Source organism: Nitrospirota bacterium, from assembly GCA_040757595.1.
Classification (GTDB): Bacteria; Nitrospirota; Nitrospiria; order Nitrospirales; family Nitrospiraceae; genus JBFLWP01.
In genome coordinates this window covers 68,925-90,068 of record JBFLWP010000002.1, presented here as the reverse complement: position 1 = coordinate 90,068, position 21,144 = coordinate 68,925, and the positions used below count along the sequence as shown (strand labels likewise).

General features: G+C 65.8%; 19 protein-coding genes. All 19 read right to left on the bottom strand.

Going from position 1 to position 21,144, the window contains the following annotated elements:
- Positions 1 to 101: 101 nt before the first annotated feature.
- The 19 genes from AB1411_02255 to AB1411_02165 all read right to left on the bottom strand — a co-directional run bounded on the left by AB1411_02255 (position 102) and on the right by AB1411_02165 (position 21,112).
- Entirely contained in the window at positions 102 to 467 is a 366-nt protein-coding gene (locus tag AB1411_02255) for a flagellar protein FlaG (GenBank protein MEW6542413.1), read from the bottom strand.
- Positions 468 to 542: 75 nt separating this feature from the next.
- Positions 543 to 2,405 carry a flagellin gene (locus AB1411_02250; GenBank protein ID MEW6542412.1) on the bottom strand — a complete coding sequence of 621 codons (1,863 nt, stop codon included), beginning with the start codon at positions 2,403 to 2,405 and terminating at the stop codon, positions 543 to 545.
- 199 nt (positions 2,406 to 2,604) lie between these two features.
- The gene (locus AB1411_02245; GenBank protein MEW6542411.1) at positions 2,605 to 2,793 is read right to left on the bottom strand and encodes a hypothetical protein; all 189 of its coding nucleotides are present in this window, start codon (positions 2,791 to 2,793) and stop codon (positions 2,605 to 2,607) included.
- Positions 2,794 to 2,853: 60 nt separating this feature from the next.
- Positions 2,854 to 3,546 (bottom strand): hypothetical protein, encoded by a 693-nt coding sequence (locus tag AB1411_02240; GenBank protein ID MEW6542410.1) that lies wholly within the window; start codon positions 3,544 to 3,546, stop codon positions 2,854 to 2,856.
- 7 nt (positions 3,547 to 3,553) lie between these two features.
- The gene (locus AB1411_02235) at positions 3,554 to 4,312 is read right to left on the bottom strand and encodes a hypothetical protein (protein ID MEW6542409.1); all 759 of its coding nucleotides are present in this window, start codon (positions 4,310 to 4,312) and stop codon (positions 3,554 to 3,556) included.
- Positions 4,305 to 5,069 (bottom strand): class I SAM-dependent methyltransferase, encoded by a 765-nt coding sequence (locus AB1411_02230; protein MEW6542408.1) that lies wholly within the window; start codon positions 5,067 to 5,069, stop codon positions 4,305 to 4,307. Before AB1411_02230 ends, AB1411_02235 begins: the two co-directional genes overlap by 8 nt.
- A complete protein-coding gene (locus tag AB1411_02225; protein MEW6542407.1) occupies positions 5,066 to 8,626 on the bottom strand; it encodes a 6-hydroxymethylpterin diphosphokinase MptE-like protein in 3,561 nt (1,186 codons plus the stop codon). The genes AB1411_02230 and AB1411_02225 overlap by 4 nt, the downstream gene beginning before the upstream one ends.
- A 21-nt stretch (positions 8,627 to 8,647) precedes the next feature.
- On the bottom strand, positions 8,648 to 10,102 hold the full coding sequence (locus AB1411_02220; GenBank protein ID MEW6542406.1) for a class I SAM-dependent methyltransferase: 1,455 nt from the start codon (positions 10,100 to 10,102) through the stop codon (positions 8,648 to 8,650).
- Positions 10,090 to 11,361, bottom strand: coding sequence for a glycosyltransferase (locus AB1411_02215; GenBank protein ID MEW6542405.1), 1,272 nt, complete (start codon positions 11,359 to 11,361; stop codon positions 10,090 to 10,092). The genes AB1411_02220 and AB1411_02215 overlap by 13 nt, the downstream gene beginning before the upstream one ends.
- Positions 11,358 to 12,167 carry a methionyl-tRNA formyltransferase gene (locus tag AB1411_02210; GenBank protein MEW6542404.1) on the bottom strand — a complete coding sequence of 270 codons (810 nt, stop codon included), beginning with the start codon at positions 12,165 to 12,167 and terminating at the stop codon, positions 11,358 to 11,360. The genes AB1411_02215 and AB1411_02210 overlap by 4 nt, the downstream gene beginning before the upstream one ends.
- 7 nt (positions 12,168 to 12,174) lie before the next feature.
- Positions 12,175 to 14,112, bottom strand: a complete 1,938-nt coding sequence (asnB, locus tag AB1411_02205; GenBank protein ID MEW6542403.1) for an asparagine synthase (glutamine-hydrolyzing) — start codon at positions 14,110 to 14,112, stop codon at positions 12,175 to 12,177.
- A 21-nt stretch (positions 14,113 to 14,133) separates the two neighbouring features.
- Complete coding sequence (locus AB1411_02200) at positions 14,134 to 14,292, bottom strand: hypothetical protein (protein MEW6542402.1); 159 nt, start codon at positions 14,290 to 14,292, stop codon at positions 14,134 to 14,136.
- Between the two features lie 83 nt (positions 14,293 to 14,375).
- Entirely contained in the window at positions 14,376 to 15,566 is a 1,191-nt protein-coding gene (locus tag AB1411_02195) for a DegT/DnrJ/EryC1/StrS family aminotransferase (GenBank protein MEW6542401.1), read from the bottom strand.
- Positions 15,567 to 15,573: 7 nt separating this feature from the next.
- Positions 15,574 to 16,545, bottom strand: coding sequence for an NAD-dependent epimerase/dehydratase family protein (locus AB1411_02190; protein ID MEW6542400.1), 972 nt, complete (start codon positions 16,543 to 16,545; stop codon positions 15,574 to 15,576).
- Positions 16,545 to 17,225 carry an acylneuraminate cytidylyltransferase family protein gene (locus AB1411_02185; protein ID MEW6542399.1) on the bottom strand — a complete coding sequence of 227 codons (681 nt, stop codon included), beginning with the start codon at positions 17,223 to 17,225 and terminating at the stop codon, positions 16,545 to 16,547. Before AB1411_02185 ends, AB1411_02190 begins: the two co-directional genes overlap by 1 nt.
- A gap of 103 nt (positions 17,226 to 17,328) precedes the next feature.
- The gene (locus AB1411_02180; protein ID MEW6542398.1) at positions 17,329 to 18,069 is read right to left on the bottom strand and encodes an acylneuraminate cytidylyltransferase family protein; all 741 of its coding nucleotides are present in this window, start codon (positions 18,067 to 18,069) and stop codon (positions 17,329 to 17,331) included.
- A 27-nt stretch (positions 18,070 to 18,096) separates the two neighbouring features.
- Positions 18,097 to 18,825, bottom strand: coding sequence for a glycosyltransferase family A protein (locus tag AB1411_02175; protein MEW6542397.1), 729 nt, complete (start codon positions 18,823 to 18,825; stop codon positions 18,097 to 18,099).
- 132 nt (positions 18,826 to 18,957) lie between these two features.
- Positions 18,958 to 19,992, bottom strand: coding sequence for an N-acetylneuraminate synthase family protein (locus AB1411_02170; protein ID MEW6542396.1), 1,035 nt, complete (start codon positions 19,990 to 19,992; stop codon positions 18,958 to 18,960).
- Between the two features lie 10 nt (positions 19,993 to 20,002).
- Positions 20,003 to 21,112, bottom strand: coding sequence for a hypothetical protein (locus AB1411_02165; GenBank protein ID MEW6542395.1), 1,110 nt, complete (start codon positions 21,110 to 21,112; stop codon positions 20,003 to 20,005).
- Positions 21,113 to 21,144 lie beyond the last annotated feature (32 nt).

Sequence of the window (21,144 nt, the reverse complement as noted above, 5' to 3'; positions counted from 1 at the left end):
GGCGCTCAGACGAATGGCGAATGCCGAATGCAGAATGATGAACGGGCCAGCCGCAGCGGCCCCCTGTTCAACGTTCATCGTTCAGCGTTCCGCATTCGCAGCTAGATCTGCTGGTTGAAAAAGACCCCGACGAGATCGCGCAGCCGTGCCGCGATGGCCAGGTCCTCCTCCGAGGGAATCTGCCGGATGACGGAGCCGGTGTTTTGGTCGATCAGCCGCACCACGACCTGATTGGTCTCCCCGTCCAGGCTCAGCCGAATGGAAGGCGCCGCCGACTCCAGGGCGCGGTTCGCCTCCTCCACGGCCGCTTCCACCGCCGCCTTCTGCTGCTGTGTCAGCTCCGCGACCTGCCCCGGGTCGGCTGCCTGGGCCGCAGGGGCCGGAGGCGGGGTCGCCGGAGCCGCCGGGGCAGAGACCCCGGAGATGACCGGAGCGCCGTTTCCTACTGGTTCAACTTGGTTGCTCATGGCTCACCCCACTCGACGATCGGAGTGGGGAGGGGGAGCCTGCGCCCCCCCTCCTTGTTACCGCTCCCGAACCAATTACCGCCCCAGGAGCTGAAGAGCGATCTGAGGCGAGTTATTGGCCTGGGCCAGGATGGCCGTGCCGGCCTGGACCAGGATCTGGGCCCTCGTGAACTTCGCGGTCTCCAGCGCGAAGTCCGCGTCCCTGATCCGGGATTCCGACGCCGCGAGGTTCTCGGCCGCCGTGTTCAGAGTCTGGATCGTCAGTTGGACCCGGCTCTGGACGGCGCCGATCGTGGACCTCGTCGCGTTGATCTGATCGATGGCCGCGTCGATCGAGAGGATCGCGTTTGCGGCCCCGGACTGGGTGGAGATGTTCAGCGAACTCACCCGGTTCGTGGAGTCCACCGTCACCGTCCTGGCGGTCAAGGCGGATCCGCTGACGTTACCCAGACGGCTCACCGCGGAGCCGTCGATCACGATCGCGTCCTTGGAGTTCAGCGTCAACTGGCCGCGCTGCACGTTGGCCGCGTTGCTGAACGTGAGCCCGACCGCGGTCGCAACCGCCGAAGCCCCGTCCACCGCGATGTTGCGGCCGTCCTTCGCCTCCAGCACCAGCTTGCCGTCCTTCGTGATTGAAGCCGACACCCCGGTGTTGGTGGTCTGGGCGTTGATCGCCGAGACCAGCGCGCCGTCGCCGTCGCTGGCGACGACCGTCACCGCGCCGATGTCCACGCCGTTGATGTAGAAGTCTCCGGCGCTCAGCGTCGCGGCCGTGATCGCACTGCTCCCGGTCACTTTCGTCGCCTCCGCGGACCCGCTCACGCTCGTGCTGTTCTTCACCGCGTTCACCGCCGCGGCCTTGGCGATCGCCGAGGTCTCGCCGTTGTACGTGGTGATGCCGGTCGTGGTCGTGCTCACGTAGCTGGCCGAATAGAACTCCGTGCCGAGGATCACGCCGATGTCGGTGATGCCGGACGTGCCTGTCGTCCCCGACAGGGTCAGGTTCCGCCCGCCGGTGGCCGTGACGACCAGGTAGGAAGACGCGGTCGTCGTGCCGGCTCCACGCAGTTTCACGCCGACCACGCTGGCCAGGCCGAGGTTCGTGTTGACTGTGCTGATCACGCCGGTGATCAAACACGCCACGGACGCGCCGGTCGTCGCGCTGTAGGCCCCGACCAGCACCGTCGCGGTGGTCGCGCCGTTGCCCACGATCAGGAACGCGCTGCCGGTGGTGACGCCGCACGCGACCGACGCGACTGACCCGCCGGTCGTGAACGTTCCCTTGATCTCCAACACGGAGACCGTGTCGTCGGACTTGTCGGTGACGATGTTGGTGTCGTTGAGTTTCACCTGACCGGCCGTGATGTTGCCGGTGCTGAGCGCGTTGCTGGCCCCGTCGGTCAGGTCGGTCGTCAACGTCGCGCGCTTGCCGAGGGCCTTGCCCCGGGCGTCGCTGATGTCGAACGAGATGGTCTGGCCGAAGCCGGAGCCGATCTGGAACACCTTGCCGGTGTAGGAGCCGTCCAGGAGGTTCGCGCCGTTGAACTCCGCCGTGTTGGCCACGCGGGTCAACTCCGCCACCAACTGCGTGGCTTCCGCGTTCAACGTGCTGCGGTCGCCGGCCGTGTTGTCGTCGGAGGCCGCCTGCACCGCCAGCTCACGGAGCCGCTGGAGAATGTTGGTGCTGGTGTTGAGCGCGCCTTCCGCCGTCTGCACCAGCGAGATCGCGTTGTTGGCGTTGCGGGCCGCCTGCTGAAGCCCGCGCACTTGCGCCTGCAACTTGGTCGCGATGGAGAGACCGGCCGCGTCATCGGCCGCCCGGTTGATGCGGAGGCCGGATGAGAGCCGCTCCAGAGCCTTGCCCAGCTCGTTGCTGTTCGCGCCGACGTTGCGCTGGGCGTTGATACTGGCCAGGTTGGTATTGACTGTGAGTGCCATGACAGATCCTCCTTGAAGTTAGGTCGGTTGCATCCTTGCGTGAACCGTGCGCCCGCCGGCCTGTCCGCTCCACCCCGCGTCCATCACCTCCCTCCGCGGAGACCTTGCGAGCATCCCTTCTATCGGAGGCCCGTCCTCACGACTTAAGAACTCCCGTCCGGTCACGTTCCCTCGCGTGCTCATCGGCCAGCAACGAACATCAATGCGCAGGATCGTCCGGCGATCCCGATTCCAGCCGGCGCAGAAGCCAAGCCAGATCCCCCCGGCAGCTCGTGCAATAGAGCCCGGGATGGTGCTCGGACTCGCGCCGGAAATAGCCGTCCTCCCACAGGCGACGCACGTCGTCGTAGCTCAGGTTCAGGCAGTAGCAGAGCATGTCGCGCGGCATGGCCCCCTCGTCATTCGCCGTTCGCAAGCGAGATGCGCTTCACGAGCGACGCTTCGCACTTTACGCATCCAGCTTGTGGGTTTGCATCAGGTGCTCCAGGAACGTCAGCGCTCCGGTCCGGCGATCCACGCCGGCGACGTAGCAGATGGGCTTCGCCGGCCCTCCAACGGTCAGGTACTCGATCGGCTCGGCTCCGTCCCCGACGGGGAGCTCGACGATCCGATGGGACAGGGGGGGCAGAACGGTCGGGATCGTGCGGCATCCGTTCGCCGCCACCAACGTGATCTCCGGTTCGATTGACGCGTGCTCGGAGACGTTGCCCAAGTAGAGCCTGACGCCCAGCCAGGGCGGCAGGGGACCCAGGGGGAAGTACCCGAAGTTGGGGGAATAGCGGATCGCGTCGGTCAAGCCGAGGGCGATGTCGAGCGGATAGTGGATCGGGGTCGCCCCGGAAGCCGGTTGGTAGAGGAACCCGTACTGGTAAGGGTGTTTCTTTCCCTTCAGCTCGTAGGCGACGTCCGTGAGGACCATCGCCGTATCACCGGGGGCTGAAAAGACCGCATCCAGGGCGATCACCGGATCCTCCAGCGGCAGATCCCGCACCGCCACCTCGCGTCCGTCCCCCGCGTAGAGGGACGTGCGCAGCGCCGTGATTCCACAGTGCGCGAAGCGCCATTGAGGGTGGACGAGCTCCACGTACTGTTTCGCGCCCGGCATCCAGAAAGTCGCAAAGAGCATCCGCCGTTGCGCCATCGCCGCCTCACTTGATGTGCTGGATGGACAAGGCCCCGTCAGGCCCTGACCCGCTCTCGATCAGCGTGTAGAGGTCGTAGGGATAGACGGATTTTACGAACACCCGCTCGCAGGCCGGCCCTTCGCCGACGGTCTTGAAGAGGCGGTGCAGGCAGACGAGCCGGCACCCCAAAGGCGGGAGCGTGACGGTCGTGGCCTCGCCCCGCCCGTTCCCCCGCGTGCGGCTCAGTGTGATGTCGTTGGCGCCCTCCCCGCGGTTCATCAGGAACAGCCAGAGCCGGTAACCCGGATGGTTCGGCACGGGGATGCTCCGCAGATGCGCGAGCCGCGGCGCCATCTGCGGATACCGTCGGCTGTGGCAGGTCGCGAAGGTGCGGGGACCGACGAGCTGGAAATGACACAGGGCATGGGGCCCGGTGACGACCAGCAGGCCATATTCGGATGTCGAACCCGCTGTCGTCCCGAATGATAGACGCCAGATTTCCCCTTCTTCGAGCCGTTTGGTGAAGCGGGCCAGCGGTGTGCCGTCGGCGGCGAGCTGGTCCACCACGCGCTCCTTCCGGGCCCAGACCGCGAGTCGGCGCCGCCACTTATCGCTCACCGGCCCAGTCTGCCGGCCCAAGGTGTGGACCAGGTCGGTCACGAGCAGGCGGGTTTCCAGGGACCCTGTTCTGATCCACGGGCAGAACTCCACCATCTGCCCCTTCGGGATGTTCAACAGGATCTTCACGCCTGGCCTGTCCTGGAGCGCAGCCTGTTCACCCATCCTGTTCTCCGATCTCGGCGGGAGCCTGCCAGAGGTAAGCTTCCTCCGGAACGACGTTCACCGCGATCTGCTCCGGTCTCAGGGCGTTCTTGAACCCGCCACGGCCCTCCAACAGGACCCCTCCGGGAAACAGGGAGGACACCTGGTCCTTGTAGCCCTTGGCGTCGTGGAGGAAGAGAATCCCCCCCGGCGCCAGCACGGAGGTTTCGGCGATCCGTTTCAACGCCGGGATTCTGGCGCGCCCGTCCACGACGATCACGTCGGCCGGACCGGCGACTGCCTCCAGGTATTCGTGGAACTCCTCGGCTGTTCCGTCCCCGGTCTGGCTCGCGGCCTGGCGCAGGAGCAGCGTCACCGTGAGCGGGCCGGCCCGGAAGGTCGAGTCCACGTAGAGCAGGGGTTTCGGATAGTGTTTGGGCTGCAACGGACCGACGACCCGCCGCTGCTCGACCGGCGCTTGCTTGGCGCGGCCGGCCAGGAGCCGGCCGATCCAGGCCTCGACGATGTCGAACCAGTTCCGGTTGTGCTCGATGCCCAGGTACGTGCCCCCCTTTTCCATCAGCTGCTTGCACAGATGGTAGGTGGAGATTCCGATGCCGATCTCGACGATCCTGGGCGTGGGAATGCCGGCGATCCTGTCCTGGAGAGTCCGGAAGACGCTGGGGCTCATGTTCGGGTACAGCCCGTCCACGTTGACCGAAGCCAGGGACGCGTCGGGCCGATGCTTCAGCTTGAGAGGGTCCGCCACCAGCGTCATGCCTGCCTCCCGGACAAGGCGAGGGCGGACGACTCGGTCGCCCGCTGATAGGCCCAAGCGGCCTTGACGGTCAGGGACCCGTTGGATGGGTCCCGGGCCAGGGCCTGCTCATAGCACTCGCCGGCGGCCAGGAAGGCGCCGGCCTGGACGAGCGCATCGCCCGCCTCCTCTCCGACGTTCGGATCCATCTGCACCGCCGCCAGCAGAAAGGATTCCGCCTGGCTCCTCTGGCCGTAGCGCAGAGCGAACAACCCCAATGCCTTCAATGGCCAGACTTCGCCCGGACAGGCGGTCAAGGCTCGTTCCAGCGCCGCCAGCGCCTCCTCCGCCAGCCCCGCTTCCTCAAAGAGCCGGGCCGGCACCAGGTAGACGTCGGATTGCGCGGGGGCGGCTTCCATCGCCCGCGCGAATTTCTGCTTGGCGCGCTCCCGGTTCGTCGCGCGCCAATAGAACTGTCCCTGCCGAAGCGCCATCTCCCCCTCGGAGAGAGCCGGCACGGAAGCCATCACGGCCTTGGCCTCCCCTGTCTTGGTTTCCCAGGTATCCGCCTTCTCCCGGCATCGTCTGATGACGTCCTGCACGTTCATGTAGCTGGAATTGTTCGCCGCGACCCGCTTGAGCAAGGGCAGGGCCTCGTGGGGCCTGTGGCAACGGTAGAGGATGTCCCCCAGATGGAAGAGGGCCTCCATTTGCTCCGGCTCCTCCTTGAGAATCTCCTCGTACAGATCTCTGGCCCGGGGGTAATCCATCAGGCGCTTGAGCCGGTTGGCGATCGCCAGCCGTTCCGGGACGGTCCGGCTCGGGAGTTCCTTCAGGCGGTCCAACTCTTCCAGCCGTTCGAGGAGTTCTCCGGTTCCGTCGCAGAAGGGCTCCAGCACCTGTTGGAGCCCGGTGTAATATTTCATCGCCCGACCGATCTGTTTCCGGAACCGCTCCTTGGGATCGGGGATCTCGTCAATGGCCAGGACCTCCTCGCGAGACATGTAGAGCTCGAGGAAGTAGGCCCCCTCGACCAGCAGGGCCATCAATTCCTGCCGTCCCTCCATGGCCCGGCTCTGCCTCTCGGCCAGCTCGGACAGGTAGCGGGCCCTGGCGCTGTCCTCCTTCCCCCGCTTGATGACCCGGTCGGCCCGGCGGACGTAGGTGAGCATCTTCCGCACGACGGCGAGGGTCTCCCTGGCCTCCCTGTGGATGCGGCGGACTTCCTCCATCAGCCCTCTTCGATCCGTCTCGTCCGGCTGGTCGCCGGACACGGAGGCGAAACGCTCCGCGATCCCGATGGGCGACGGGGGGCAGCAGGAGGCGATCGCGTCCTTGAGCGTCATGACCTCCGCCCCCTTGATCCCGAGCCCTCCTTCGGTCGCATTGATCACCCGCGCCGGGGACTCCCGGACCATGTCGTCCAGGATCACCTTGAAGCTCTGGAACAGGACGGTGGTCTCCACCGGCTGCCCCAGGATGTCCGTCGCCGGCTCATGCTCCCTCAGCCCGCCCTTGGCCTCGAAGGGGCTGCCCTTGGTCAGGTTCCCTGCGTGTTTCTTGTTGTCGTAGTAGCAGAGGTCCTGGCCGATGAAGATGATCGGGTCCGCCCCGATCAGCGTGGCGAAGTTGAAGGCCAGGTGCGCGCTGGACTGAGTCTTGTGGTCAATCCGTCCCTTCGGTTTCCAGAACCGGCTCAGGAACCGGTAGATGGCGAGCTGCGGCCCGGTCGTGAACCGGCGGCCGTTGAAGGTCCGGAAGAGGTCCGGGTAGTTGGCCGGATGGCAGACGAGGATCGAGTCCCGGTCCATCGGCAGGTCCCGGAACTTCCGGTAGGTCGCCTCGTGCGGATCGGCCGTGATCGTGACGTCCGGCACGATCCCGTTGGGCACGAGCATGCGGAGCACCGTGTCGCAGGCGATGATCACCGCCCGACCCTTGGCCTCCTTGAGCAAATGGAAGTTTTTCTCCAGCGACGGCCCCGCCGACACGACGATGGCCGGCAGCCCTTTGAAGAGCCCTTCGAACCGGGCCACCCCCGGCATGTCCATGATCAGGTGCGCGTTCTCCAGCGTGTTGGCCATCATGCGGAGGCCCAGCCCCCCGATCGTGTTCCGGTTGATCTCCAGGACCTTCATCCGCTCCTGCACCCGCTCGGCCATGCGCGCGTAGAGGTCCTCCTGCCACTTCTTGCTGGCCCCGCACTTCACGACGTGGATCTTGTCCGCCACGTACATGGCCTTGCTGCTGAGCCCGAGGACGTAGTCCAGCCGGGCCAGGTCGTCTCCGACGATCACGTGGACGCGGGGATCGTTGAAGAGGGACGTGAGGTCCTGGTGGAACATGGCGGCGCGGAAGACCCTGGGGTCCGCTTCGCAGAGGATGAGGACGTGGCCCCGGCTCAACTTGCCCAGAATCTCGGCGGCCAGGTAGCCCAATCCCAGCCCGAGCACGACCACGACCCCCTCGATCCCCGGATCCAACTGTCCGGCCAGCTTTCTGGCCGCCTCCCGGGGATCGGAGGCGTAGAGCCGCCGCTCCCTCCCGCCCTGACGTTCGCAGAGGTTCAGCCAGCCCTCCGGCGACTGTTCCACGGTGATGGTGGAGAGGTCTCCATCCAGGTCCGGAGATCTCGTGTTCTGCCGGTCCCCTCCCTTCAGTGCGGCCAGGTTGCGGGCGTACAGGCTGTCCTCCTCCGTGAACCAGCGGAAATACCGGGTGACGCGCTCGGCGCTGTCGGAAACGATGATGGGTGACGGGTGATGGGCGTCAGAAGCCGTGACGAGGGACGAATGACGAGCGACGAGCGACGACTTTCGGGCCAGCACGAGGAGCCCCTTGGCATCGTAGGAATGGGCGACTGGTTCCAGCCCGTTCCGCTCGAGCAACGCGGTCAGAGTCGGCAGCGAGAAGATCCACAGGTGGACGGCCTGAAGCGTCATCGGGTGGACCGGCCTCAGGGGCCGCATGAGCGTCGGGACCCCGATGAAGATGTGTCCGTCGTCCGTGAGATTGCGTGATGCCTGGGTCAGGAGCGAGTCGGGATCGGGCACGTGCTCCAGGACCTGGGAGAACATGATGAGGTCGAACTGCCGCCCCTCGAACGAGCCGGGTCCGTAGAAGCCGGTCTGGACGTTCAGCCCGAACGATTCGCGGGCGTGGGCAGCGAAGGTGTCGGCCGGCTCGATCCCGGTCGTGCGCCAGCCGTATTCGCGAAAGACCGAGAGGGCGACCCCGGCGGCGCAGCCCACTTCCAGAATCGAGGGCGTCGGCCGCTCCTGGCTCGGAAGGCCCAGTTCGTTGGCGATCCACTGGTACCGCCGTTGGTACACCTTCCGGTTCGCCTTGAGGTAGGCCTCGTCGGGACGGCTTGGCCGCAGCTTCTCGCCGTAGAGGACCGCCAGCTCCTCCGGCTCCAGCATCGGGTTCGTATAGACGAAGCTACAGTTCCTGCAAACGACGTAGGTCGCCGGCACGTCCTTGAGATGGTCCAGGTGCCGGTGGTAGGGATCGTATGGAAACTGGCCCAGCAGCTCGGCGTCGTCGAAGCGGCATATCAAGCAGCGTGTCTGTTTCATCGCGAAGCCCTTTCTCGATTGTCATGTGGCGGAGCAGACCGCGGAATGTGACGCGGCCGACCCGGACGGCTGCTGGTCCTTGAACAGAAACGGCAGCTCCTCGTGAAACGGATCGCGAGTGGAGGGGCTCTGCGGATCCAACAGGCTCCTCAGCGGGCCTCCTCCCTTCTCGCTTGCAAGGGTCTCCAGAAAATCCACGGAGGCCCCGACGTGCAGGGTCACCCGGGGCGACCGCACAAGGTTGGTGAGATCCCTGGTTCTCAGCGCGGTCAGGAGCATGGCCGGATCCGGCTCCCAGATATGAAGGCTTGCCGAGGGACGGAGGGCGGCTTCCAGCAATTCGGCGAAGTGTCCGAGGCCGAATCCCCGCAACAGGACCGGTCCGTCGCTCGCGGCGACCCGGTCTCGTGCCCGCTCCAGCAACAGCCTCGCCCGCAGTCGGCTCCCTTCCCGTCCGTAAAGCCAGTTCGCCGCTCCGTCGCGGCGCCGGATGAGGACGTTGTCCGGCTCGGTTCCCTCCGATCGGGCCTCGTAGGGGCAGGATTCGAACCGCCGGCAGACCTCTTCCAGGACCGGCTCCTGCCGATCAACGAGCGCGGCCAGGTTCCGTTCCAGACAGGAGGCCCCCGACGGGCTGAACAGTCCGCGGTACAGAGCCATGATCGTGCCCCAGTCATCCCGGTCCCGCAGGTCCGGTTCCGTCGCCCTCTCGGCCTTGACCGCCAGCGCTCGGAGCCCCCTCGGGGAGTGGGTCTCGACCGCGACGGGCTGGAACCCGTGGCGGCGCAGGTAGGCCCTGATCGTCCTGGGCGAGAACAGGCGCACATGGTCTCCCCCGAACAGACCCGGATAAAGCTTGCGGCGGGGGGCCAGAATGCTCGGCGTGCCGATGAAGAGGAACCCGCCGTCCGCGAGCTTCTCCCGGATGGCGCCGAGGATCGGCGCCGGATCCAGCACGTGCTCCAGCACGTGGGAAAAGACGATCAGATCGAACTGCTCCCCCGGAAAGCTGTCCTTCGTGAAAAACTCGGCACGCAGGTCCAGGCCGAACTCGCGCCGCCCGTACTCGATCCAGGAGGAGGCCGCGTCGCATCCGATAGCCGTCCAGCCAGCCATGGTGAACGGCCGCAGGAACATGCCGGTCGCGCAGCCGATGTCCAGCACCTTCCGACCTGGCCCCCGTAGCCCCGTCCGCTCCGCGATCCAGGAAAAGACCTGCAGGGCGACGCAGCGATTCCCGCGCAGATAGTCTGACGGCGGTTCGCTCAGGCGGTACTTCTCGCCGTACAGAACGGCCATTTCAGCCTCGTCCATGGTCTGAGGCTGATAGACGAAGCCGCAGGCGGTGCAGATCGCGTACCGGACCGTATAGTCCGCTCTGGTGGGCAGGCGACGCAGGTACTTGTCGTTGGGAAACGTCAACAGCTCCTTGCGCGCCCGTCCCTGGCACACCGGGCAGCAGATCACTTCGTGCATAGGCCTCCCCTGGCGCCGTACAGGTCGCGGAACCGCTCGAGCTCCCGGGCAATGATCGGCACGAGCGCCTGCACGCGATGGTAGGGTTGATGCTGCTTCACGCTCCGCTCGTGGGCCAGACGTCCGATCCTGGCCCGTTCCGCGTCGCGTTTCCGGTAGTGGCGGATCAGGTCGGGGAGTTCGTCCAAGTCGCGGAAGCAGACGATCTCCCGCCCCACGTCGAACAATCCCTCGATGTCGTCCTTGTACTCCCCGATCATGAACCCTCCGCAGGCCGCGCTTTCGAAGTACCGTCGGTGGACCGCGCGGGGGAACTGACTGAGCCCCAGATTGATGCCGGTCGAGACGAAGAGCCGGCCCAGATCGGTGTGCTGATCGAGCGACGGGTGAAACACGACCCGCTTCCAGGGGGAAGCCATGACGTCGCCTTTCCGCAGCACCACGTCGGCCCCTCCGTAACAGTGCAAGGTCGCATCGGGCACTTTCGTGACCGCGTCAAAGAGCTGTTCACGCTCCAGGGTCTTTTGGTAATGCATGAGGAGGTGGGAGCAACCGGGCAAGTAGCGCCGGAGTTCCAGGGGGGCGAGGCGATCCCGCAGGTACTCGTAGACGTCCACGTGCCGTCTCGTGTTTCTCCGGAGAGCCAGGAACTCCTCGATCAGGCGACGCAGCGCCTCCCCTGTCCCGTCTTGGCAGTCGCCAAAGAGGATTTCGTGCATGGACCGGAAATGCTGCGGGAGGTATCGGGTCTCGAAATAGTCTCTGGACATGTAGCCGCCGGCGAACGAGAGCTCGCAGCGAAGGTCCTCGGTAGGCGACCCCGGCTGGAAATTTGGGCTGAAGCAGCAGCCCGGCGAGTAGGCCGCGCGCGCGAACCCGAGCCTCCGCAATTCCTCTGCGCACTTCGTGTCGGCTGTGGTCAGCAGAAGGAGGTTGTCCGCGTAGACGGCCGCAACCACGTCGAGGTACCGGAGCGGATTGTCGTACCAGAGGGCAACCGACGGGACCTGCTCCTCCTGCAAAGCCCGGAGGAGCTCGGGGGCGTGCTGCGCAAGGTAGTAGGCGGTGCGTCCCGTCAGCAGGCAAAAGTCAACCCGTTTGGCGCGAAGGGCGGCCAGAACCCGGCTCGGCTCCCCGGCCGCCAGCGCCCGGGCCTCGTGCCCGAGCCTGGCGGCGCCGGCCAGCAGGGGGTCCATGATCGTCCGCAATTCGTCCCTGTAGGCGGACAGGCCGGCAATCCGGTACCGCACTCCCGTCACCGCGCACCTCCCGCCAAGGCGTCCGCGGGCGTGTCCAGGACGTCCGCGTCCCAAATGATGATTTTCTTTCCGTTGATGAGCGTGTACGCGCCGGGGTAGGGTTTTGTCTGGGCACGGATGAAGTTGCGGATCTCGTCCGGACTCTTGCTCCAGTCGATCAGACCGTCCTCAGGCCGCCGCTGGGGGAATTGGGTCGCCGCCTCGTGATCCTGGGGCACCCGCGGGGCCGTGCCTTCGCGGAGCAGAGGGATCTGTCGGCGCAGGACTTCGAGCGACGCACGGGTGGCCTTCTCGTAGAGCGTCTTGATCGTATCGTGCGCTTCTATTTCGATCGCCTGTTGCGCGATGACGTCGCCGGTGTCAACTCCGTCGTCGAAGTGGAAGAGCGTCACGCCGGTCTCACGCTCGCCGTTGATCATCGCCCACACCAGCGGCGCTCCGCCCCGGTACTTGGGCAGGAGCGAGGCATGGATCCCCGCGACGCCGAGCGGAAACAGCTCGCGCACGGCCCGGGGGATCATGTAATACCAACCGATCGCAAGGCCGAAGTCCGGTCGCCAGTTCTTGAGCGTCGTGACGTACTGCGGGTCGCTCATCTTCCCCGTCACAGACAGGAGCGGGATGTCGTATCGTCCGGCGAGATCGGCGAAATCGCGGAACGTCACGTTCCGGACCGGCGCGGGCGCGTAGGAGATGCGGAACTCTTGCGGGATGGAGAGGATGCCGACGATGTCCTCCCCCGTCTCCAAGAGCTGGCGACAGCACCGATACCCCATTTCGGTTGCGCCGAAGAACACAATCCGCACGGGTGCGTTATCCTCCAACCACGACGGTGTCGGCGGCCTTCTCGGAAGCGGAGTCAGGCCGCCCGTTGGGCATCAGGAACGTCCGGCACCACCACTCGAAGCTCAGAAGCGACCAGATCATCAGCCGCCGGTTCACTCGGCCCGAGCAATGGTCTTCCAACACCCTCGCGACCAAGGCGGGGGTGAGGAATTCGTAGATCAACGCGTGCGGGTTCCGCAGCAACCGGTTGATGTAATCTATGCTCTCCCCGCGGAACCAACTGGCGTCCGGGGCGCTGAATCCTTGTTTGGCGCGTCGGGTCACGTCCTCGGGAATCAGGCGGCGCATGGTCCGGCGTAACAGAGGCTTGCCGTTGCTGGTTTCGAGATCGTAGAGCCGACGCTTGGCAGGCCGGTTTTCGTCGACTCGAACCGCCGGAGACGCACCGCCCAGCTTGTAGCGGGCCGGCAGAGCCAGTGCGAAGTCCACGAGGTCGTTGTCCAGGAAAGGCAGGCGTGTTTCCAAGGAATGAGCCATGCTGAGCTTATCCTCGACCACCAAGAGCCCGTGCAGGAAGGTCTTGAGTTCGAAATAGAGGGAGGCGTGGAAATAGTCATCCGGCTCGGCGAACGCGCCGGACCAGGAGGCGAACACGCCGCGGAACGTCTCGTAGGTGGAGTGATCGCCGATCTGGCGGCGCACTCCCGGGGTGAAGAGTCTCTCCTTCTCCTCGTCTCTGACGAGGCGCTGCCAGAACTCGTAATAGCGCCGGAAGTAATCCTCCCGGCTGCGGCTCGGCAGGCCCCGGTAGTAGCGCCAGGGGTATCCGCCGAAGAGCTCGTCCCCCCCGGTCCCGGAAAGAACGACCTTGAGGAATTTGCTGGCGAGGCGGGCTACATAGTAGTTCGGATAGGACTGGCCGACCCGAAGATCCTCCATGTGCCAGATGAGCGCCGGCATCACCGCTTCCATGTCCCCGGCGTGCAACACCACCTCGTAATGCTCGGTCTTGAATTGGTTGGCCAGGACCTCGGCGACGGGGCGCTCGTCGAATCCCAGTTCCAGACCCGATGCCGAGGTCAGATCGAAGCCGCCCGTGAAGGTGGTCAGGCGCGGCAAGCGCTTGGCGGCCACGGCGGTGATCGAGCTGGAGTCGATTCCGCCGCTCAGGTAACTGCCGACCGTGACGTCGCTGACCAGTTGCCGCGTCACGGCCCGGCTGAAGAGGTCGCACAGGCGGTCCGAGGCCTCCTCGTCCGACAGATGCGAGAGCGCTCCGGTGAACTCGTAGTCCCAGTACCGTCTCTGGGCTGCGCCGCCGCGCCCCTGAAGGTCTAGTGTCAGGATGCAGCCGGGTGGCAGAAGCCGGATCCCCTCGAACAGCGTCGCGTCGCTGAAGATGTTCTGGAACGTGAAATATTCGTTGAGCGCCGGGCCGTTGACGTCGCGGGTCACGCGGGGGTGTTCGAGGATCGCCTTGATCTCCGAGGCAGCCAGGAACAGGCCCCCCTTTTCGTACCAGTACAGGGGTTTGACCCCATACCGGTCGCGGGCCAGAATCAACCGCCTGCGCTGGCGGTCCCAGATGGCGAACGCGAACATGCCGTTGAGCCGGCTCAGGCAGTCCTCCCTCCATTCCACGTAGGCGTTCAGCAGGACTTCGGTGTCGGACTGCGATCGGAACCAGTACCCTTTGCGCTCCAGCTCCTCCCGCAGATCCCGGAAGTTGTAGATCTCGCCGTTGTATGCCACGACGAACCGGCCGCAGGTCGAGAGCATGGGTTGATGGGCTGTCGGGGATAAATCGATGACCGCCAGTCGGCGGTGCCCAAGCCCGACAGGCCCTTCGGTGTACAGGCCGCGGTCGTCGGGTCCGCGGTGGGCGAGACGGTTCGTCATGCTCCCCAGTTGTCTCTCGGAGACCGGCTCACCGTTCACGTTCACGATTCCCACGATCCCGCACATCGAGCGTGTTCCCCTCCTGCCTTACTTCCGGAGCACCCACAGGGCTACGTGCCCGAGTTCTTCGTAGTCGGGGATCTCCGAACAAATCCGCCGAGCGATCGAATTGATGGCGGCGTCGAATCGCGGCGCCTCGGGACGCACGAGGAGCGGATGCACGACGCGCGACAGAAAGTAATACATTTTGGGCTCCACAAATTCAGGTTGGTCGACTCGTCGGCCGGTGCGATCATGTCTTCCTTAGGCGTCCGATGCCGTGCGCGGTCTCAAAGCCTGCCAACGATTGTTGTGGAAAAGGCGCGCCGCAGTTCAGCGGCGACCGTCACCTGTTCGGCTTCGGTCATCCGCGGGAACAACGGCAACGCCAGGCTCAACCGATCGGCGAGGTACGCGCGAGGGAACTGCTCCGGCTTCAACCCGTACTTGCGGGCGTAATAGCCGAGCCGAACGGGGGCGTGCGTACCCTGGCGGGTGGCGATCCCCGCCGCTTCAAGCTTTCGCATGACGTCGTTTCGCCAGCGGTGAAGCCTGTCCGCGTTGCGCAGCGTGGGCGTCTCCGGGCGAAAGAGGCAGACGTAGGCCTGGTATCCGTGTTCGTGCCCGTCCGGCGCCTTCGGCGCCTCCAGCCAGTCCGCATCTTGCAGAATCTCGTCATACCGCCGCGCCAGACTCGCCCGTTCCGTCAGGATCCGCTCGAGCCGGTCCATCTGGGCGCAGCCCAGCGCGCCCTGCAGGTCGGTCAGGCGGTAGTTGAAGCCCAGTCGGTCGTACTCGGCCAGGAGAAATGCGTCCTGTCCCTCGTGACGCGCGCGATCGGATCGGGACGCGCCGTGATCGCGCAAGGAACGGGCGAGCCCGTCGAGCTCTTCCCGATTCGTGGTGATCATGCCGCCTTCCCCCGTGGTAATGGCCTTGCGAGGATGGAAGCTGAAACATCCGGCGTCACCCATCGTCCCCGCGTGGCGGCCGTGGTACCTGGCCCCGAGCCCGCAGGCGGCGTCCTCCACCACCCAGAGCCCGTGCGCCCGGGCAAGCTTCAGGATGGGGGCCATGTCCGCGCAGAGGCCGAACAGATGGACGGGGATGATGCCGACCGTGCGCGGGGTGATCAGCGCGGCGATGTGGTCCGGATCGATGTTGAACGTCGCGAGATCCACGTCGCAGAAGACGGGGGCAGCCCCGAGGTATTCGACGACATTGGCGGTGGAGACCCAGGTGAAGGCGGGCACGATCACCTCGTCGCCGGGCTTGAGTCCCAGCGCCGCCACGGCGATGTGGAGAGCCGCGGTGCAGGAACTCGTCGCAACCGAGAACGGCGCGCCGGTGAAGGCGGAGAAACGGTCCTCGAACTGCTTGACGTACGGGCCCTGCACGACCCAGCCGCTCTCCAAGGGCTTGAGGACGGCGGCGCGATCCTGCTCGTCGAACACGGGCCTGGCAATCGGAATCCGGTTCACGGCTCCCCTATCCGACGGCGACCGGCCGTTGCGCCCGCCACCATCCGATCACGTCTTGCAACCCGCTCCGCAGGTCCACGGCCGCGCGGAACCCGAGGTCCCTGGCGGCCCTGGACGGATCGCCGACCCGTTTCGTGACGAAGGTCTGACCTCCCGATTCGTACCGGACGGGCAAGGTGCTGCCGGCGAGTTCCAGGACGAGCCCGGTCAGGGTTCGCAGCGTCGTGCCGCTCCCGGTCCCGACGTTGTACCAGCGGTCGGACACGTCGGCCTGGATGGCCAGCAGGTTGGCGCGGGCCACGTCTCCCACGTGGATGAAGTCGTATTCCTGGCTGCCATCTCCGCTGAGGATCGGCGGCAACCCCTGGGCAATCCGCTCCAGATGCCGCATGATGACGGCGACGTAGGCGCCGCGGTGATCCTGGCGCGGGCCGTAGACGTTCATGTACCGGAGCGCCGCATAATCGAGCCCGTAGCGGGCGTGGAAGGCCCGGCACATGTGCTCGCCTGCGATCTTTGTCGCGCCGTAGAACGTGCGGTTGTTGTACGGATGGTCTTCGGTCATGGGGACCGTCGCGGCGTCGCCGTAGACGGAGGCGGAGGAGGAGTACACCAGCCGCTTCACGCCGTTGGCGACGCAGGCCTCCAGGACGTTGAAGGTCCCGCGGACGTTCACGTCGAACGCGACCCGCGGATAGTCGTGGCAGTGGAGAAGCCAGAGCGCGGCCAGGTGGAAGACCCCGTCCACGCCTTTCATGGCTCGATCGAGGACATCGGTGTGCAGGATGTCGCCCCCCGCCTCGTAGACCCGGACGCGGGGATCGCGCAGGGCCTCTTGCAGGTTGTCCCGGCTGCCCCTCGTGAAGTTGTCGTACACGACGATTTCGGCCGCGTCGGTCTTGACGAGCGCGTCTACCACGTGGGAGCCGATGAATCCCGCTCCCCCGATGACGAGCAGCTTTGTGCCGGCCAGGTCCATCAACCCACCGTGATCGTCAAGGCCAGGTGCCGGGCCAGAAAGAGCCCGACCTCGTCGTGGGTGTCCACCTTGGCGCTCAAGGAGCGGAGCGGAATCAGGCCCACGCGCTTGCCGAGACGCTTGCCTTCCTTGATCCATTCGGCCCGGGTGGCGGTCACGATCCCGCCCATCTCCCGGTAGAGCGGTTCCCTCGTCTGTCTGGGTTGGTCTTCCTCGTCCCCCACCCGGATCAGGGCCCCGTAACGGTCCATCCGCCAGAAGGACTGCCGCTCTTCGACCGCCACGAAGACGGAGTCCAGGTGCTGGTCCAGCAGGACCTGGATGACCTGGTCGATGAGCCCCTCCTCCCTGATCGGATGGGTGATTTCCAGGAGCGTGACGATGTCGGTCCGGCAGGCCTCCTCCCGCTCCAGCCAGTCCACGCAGTGCTTCAGGACCGACCCCAACGGGACTTCGGGACGGCTCAGCTCCGCCGGTCTGAGGAACGGCGCGTCGGCCCCGCAGTCCCTGGCCAGACCAGCGATCTCCGGCGAGTCGGTCGTGACGACGACCCGCTCGATGAGGCGCGAGGCGCGGGCCGCCTCCACCGTGTAGGCCAGGAGCGGCCGGCCGCCGAGCGTGAAGCCCGGCTGGGCCTGGGGATCGTTCCCCCTGATCGGGATGATGGCGATGGTGTTCATTTAAAGGGCTCCAAGAGCATATGGCTTATAGCTTATGGCAGGAATGAATCCGGCCATAAGCCCTTGTGCTTTTCTGACTATACGCCATGAGCCATAAGCTCATTCAGTCGTTGACCGTCCGTTTGTGCTCGTCCACGATCCGCTCGGCCATCCAGAAGTCGAACTCGTCGTGGATGTCCACGCCGCTGCAGACGTCGTCGGTCACGACCAGGTCCACCCGGTCGCCCAGCCGCCGTCCGGCCTTGATGAAGCGCGCCCTGGTCGCGCAGGCCAGGCCCGTGTCCTCCCGGAACAGGGGCTCGCGTTTCTGTCTGGGCCCGTAGCTGATGTCCGGCGCCAGGCGGACGTAGGCCCCGTTCTGCCTGCGCCAGAAATTCTTGTGGGTCTTGTAGGCCATGAAGACCGAGTCGAGGTTCTCGTCCGCCAGCAGCCGGCTCACGACCTGCTCCACCATCCAACGCTTCCGAAAAATGTCGGTGGGTTGGAAGAAGACCACGATGTCGGTCCGATAGCCCTCCTCCCGCTCCAGCCACTCGACGGCGTGGGCCAGGACCGGCTCGGTTGGCGTGTCGTCCCTGGCCAGCTCCGGCGGGCGGAGGAACGGGGTTTCGGCCCCATATTGATTGGCGACCGAGGCGATGACCGGATCGTCCGTCGTGACGAGGACGCGATCGATCAGGGGGCAGGCCGTCGCCGCTTCGATCGTGTAGGCCAGCAGGGGCTTCCCTCCGAGCATCCGGACGTTCTTCCCCGGCAGCCCCTTGGACCCTCCCCTGGCCGGAATGATGGCCACCACGCGCGGCGCGACGGGTGATGGAGTGATCGGTCGCTCAGGGATTCCCATGGTTTTCGCTCCTTACCGAGTCACCCGTCACGTGTCACCCGTCACGGCGACCCTGGCCGCCTTCGCCCCGGTGGTGGCCAGGTCGCCCCGTCCGTTGTGGATGAGCTCGATCACGCGCACCACGCGATCGGCTCTCTTGCTGTCGCCCGAGTGGTTGATCCCGTGATGGTGGTAGACCGCCGCGTAGGGCTCGTAGACGATCTTGTGGCCCTGGTCCAGCACCCGTCTGGCCCAATCCCGGTCTTCGACCCCCGCGATCTCCTCGTCGAAGGGAATCTGCTCCCAGGTGGAGCGGCGGACCATCGAGTTGGCGTTGTGAAAGAAATAATCTTTCTCCTGCACCCGCCGCTCCAGGCCGAAGACGGTCAGCAGGTCGCGCTTGTCCAGGCTGTTGGTGTCCGGAAGCGGCTCCTGTTTCCCGTAGACCCCGACCACGGCCGGGTCGAGTTGGAAGTTGCGCCAGAGCCGGTACAGCCACAGGTCCGTGGCGGGGACGCAATGGCCGGAGATCATCGCGATGAACTCCCCGCGGGCCGCCCGGATGCCGACGTTGAGCGACCGGCCGAAGGTGAACTCTTCGTCTGAAATGGTCACCAGCTTCACGTCGAACCGCTTGATGAGATCCAGCGTCGCGTCGGTGGAGCAGTTGTCCACGACGATGACTTCGAAGTCCGGTCCGGCCTGCCGGGACACGGCGGCCAGGCAGCGCCCGATCCACTTCTGCTCGTTCTTGGTCCGGACGATGACGGAAATCATTTCCCACTCGTGAGACGTGAGACGTAAGACGTGAAACGTGAAACGCAAGACGTAAGACCGCGCGCACAACCGGGCATCATGTGCCGTCTCCTTAACCTTTCCTCTCACGTCTCACGTTTCACGTCTTACGCTTCACGGTTCCAGCATGCCGAAGGTGATGAAGTCGTCCTGCTCCAGGGCGTAGAGGATCCGTTTTCCGATCACCTCCGGGGCGAGCCTGGGGCTCAGCCCCCGATACGGCGCCTTGAGCGCGAGCAGGTCCTCGGTCAGCACCGTGCCCGCCGGGATGGCCCGCGCCGCCACGAGCGACGCCTGCTCGTCGTCGAAGAGATCGCTCTGGGCGGCCAGGAGCTTCTTGCGGATGATCGAGATCGGCTCCTTGTCGGTCTCGCGGATCGCCCTGATGAGCCTGCCCATTTCGGCGGGGCTGAGGCCGCTCCCGTGGGGCAGGTCGAGGTCCCGGTCCAGGGCCAGGGCCTTTTCGACGACGGTGGCGCCCAGGCCGAGCGCCGCCATCACCATCGTGACGCCCGGCTCGTTGTCCGTGTAGCCCACCCGCCGGCCGAACTGTTTCAGCCAGGCGAGCACGCTGAGATAGGCCAGATTGACTTCGAAGGGACGGAGGAAGATGCTGTGAAGGAGCGTCAGGTTGTGTCCGCTGAAGAGCTCCACCAGATCCTCGATCTCCCCCTCGGTCAGCAGCCCCGTGGCGAGGAAGATCCGTTTCTGACGACGGGCAACCTCCCGCACCAGCGGCCAGTTGCTGGCCGCCACCGCGTCGATCATGACCGCGTCCGCGTCGATTTCGTCCGCCATCCGGATCGAGGGAACGTCGAAAGGGGCGAGGACGAACTCGATCCGATCCGCGCAGTAGTCCTTGAGCTCGCGCAGCGCGATGGGGGACAGGTCGAAGCCGTTGATGACTTCCCTGACGGTCCGGCCGAATGCCGGATACTTGAGCAGCGGACGATCCAGCACAGACTTGACGTAGCCCTGCTCGACCGAGCGCTTGTCGAACCGAACCCCGTCGCAGCCGGCCTGCACCGCCGCATCCACCAGACGCTTGGCCGTTTCCAATTGACCGAGGTGGTGCTCGCCGGTCCGGGCCAGCACGTAGGAGCGCCGCCAGCTCCCCTGCCCGTTGCCGTTGCGCTTGACCGTGCCCATCACCGTGACGTCACCAGACCGAGCCCATGCGTTCGACGATGCCGCGGTAGACGGCCGGTTGGTCGAGGCCTTGTTCCTCGAACTCCCGACGGAAGACCCAGTGGAACAGGGCGTCCGCCGCTTGGCAGACGTTCATGCCCTTGCCGTTCAAGGTCCTGTGGCCGGACAGTCGCGCCTGCCTCAGCATGGCCGATTCCAGCGGCGAGTAGATGATGTCCATGAACGCCACGGCCTGGGGGATCGTCACCAGCAGCCGGGCGGACCGGTCCAGATTGACCGTCAGGTCGGCCAGCGAGGACCGGAACCAGGTCTCGTAGAACCGCGCCTGGTCGGCAGCCAGCGTGGCGGGCAAGGGCGCGGGGCAGGCCGGCGCCAACGCCGAGTAGGGTTCCAGGCAGCTCACCCTCCCGTCCGGCAGGGCGCGAATCCCCGACTGGCCCTTGGTCGTCGCGTTGATGATGAGTTGGACGGTCGGCGCCACGGCCGGGATCGCCATTTCCTCGATCCAGGCCGTTGAGGGGTTCACCGTGGACAGGGCCTCGCAGAGGGTGCTGCCCGACTTCCGGTCCCTGGTGGCCAGGTAAAGCCGGCCCTTCCCGATCGCATCGGCCAGGTACCAGGCGACCGCCTTGCCGGCCCCGCCGGCCCCGATCAGCAGAACGTCCTTTCCGGTCAAGTCCGCCAGGAAGGGAGCGCTGGACCCCGGGAGCGGCGTGGTCAGGCTGGCGATGGCGCCGGATCCGTCCGTGTTGGCTCCGATCAGCTTGCCCTCGTCGGTCCGGGTCACGACGTTCACCGCCCCGATGGCCCGCGCCTTGGGGTCCAGCTCATCCAGGAGCGGGATGATCGCGACCTTGTAAGGCACGGTCACGCTGAATCCCTTCAGCCGTTCCTCGTGCCGGGCCGCTTCGACGAAGGCCACGAGCTGGCCGGCCTCGACGTCGAAGGGACTGTAGTAGGTCTCGAGTCCCATCGCCTCCAGGACCGGATTCCAGATGGACGGGCTCTTCGCGTATTTCGAGGGATTCTCCCCCACAATCCCGGCCAACCGTTTGGCCCTGCGCGCGCGCGGGTCGAGCCGGTTGGACAGACAGTCTTCGATGGTCAGGGTCTTTAACATCTCCTCCTCCCTAGTAGAGGCGATCAGTGGTT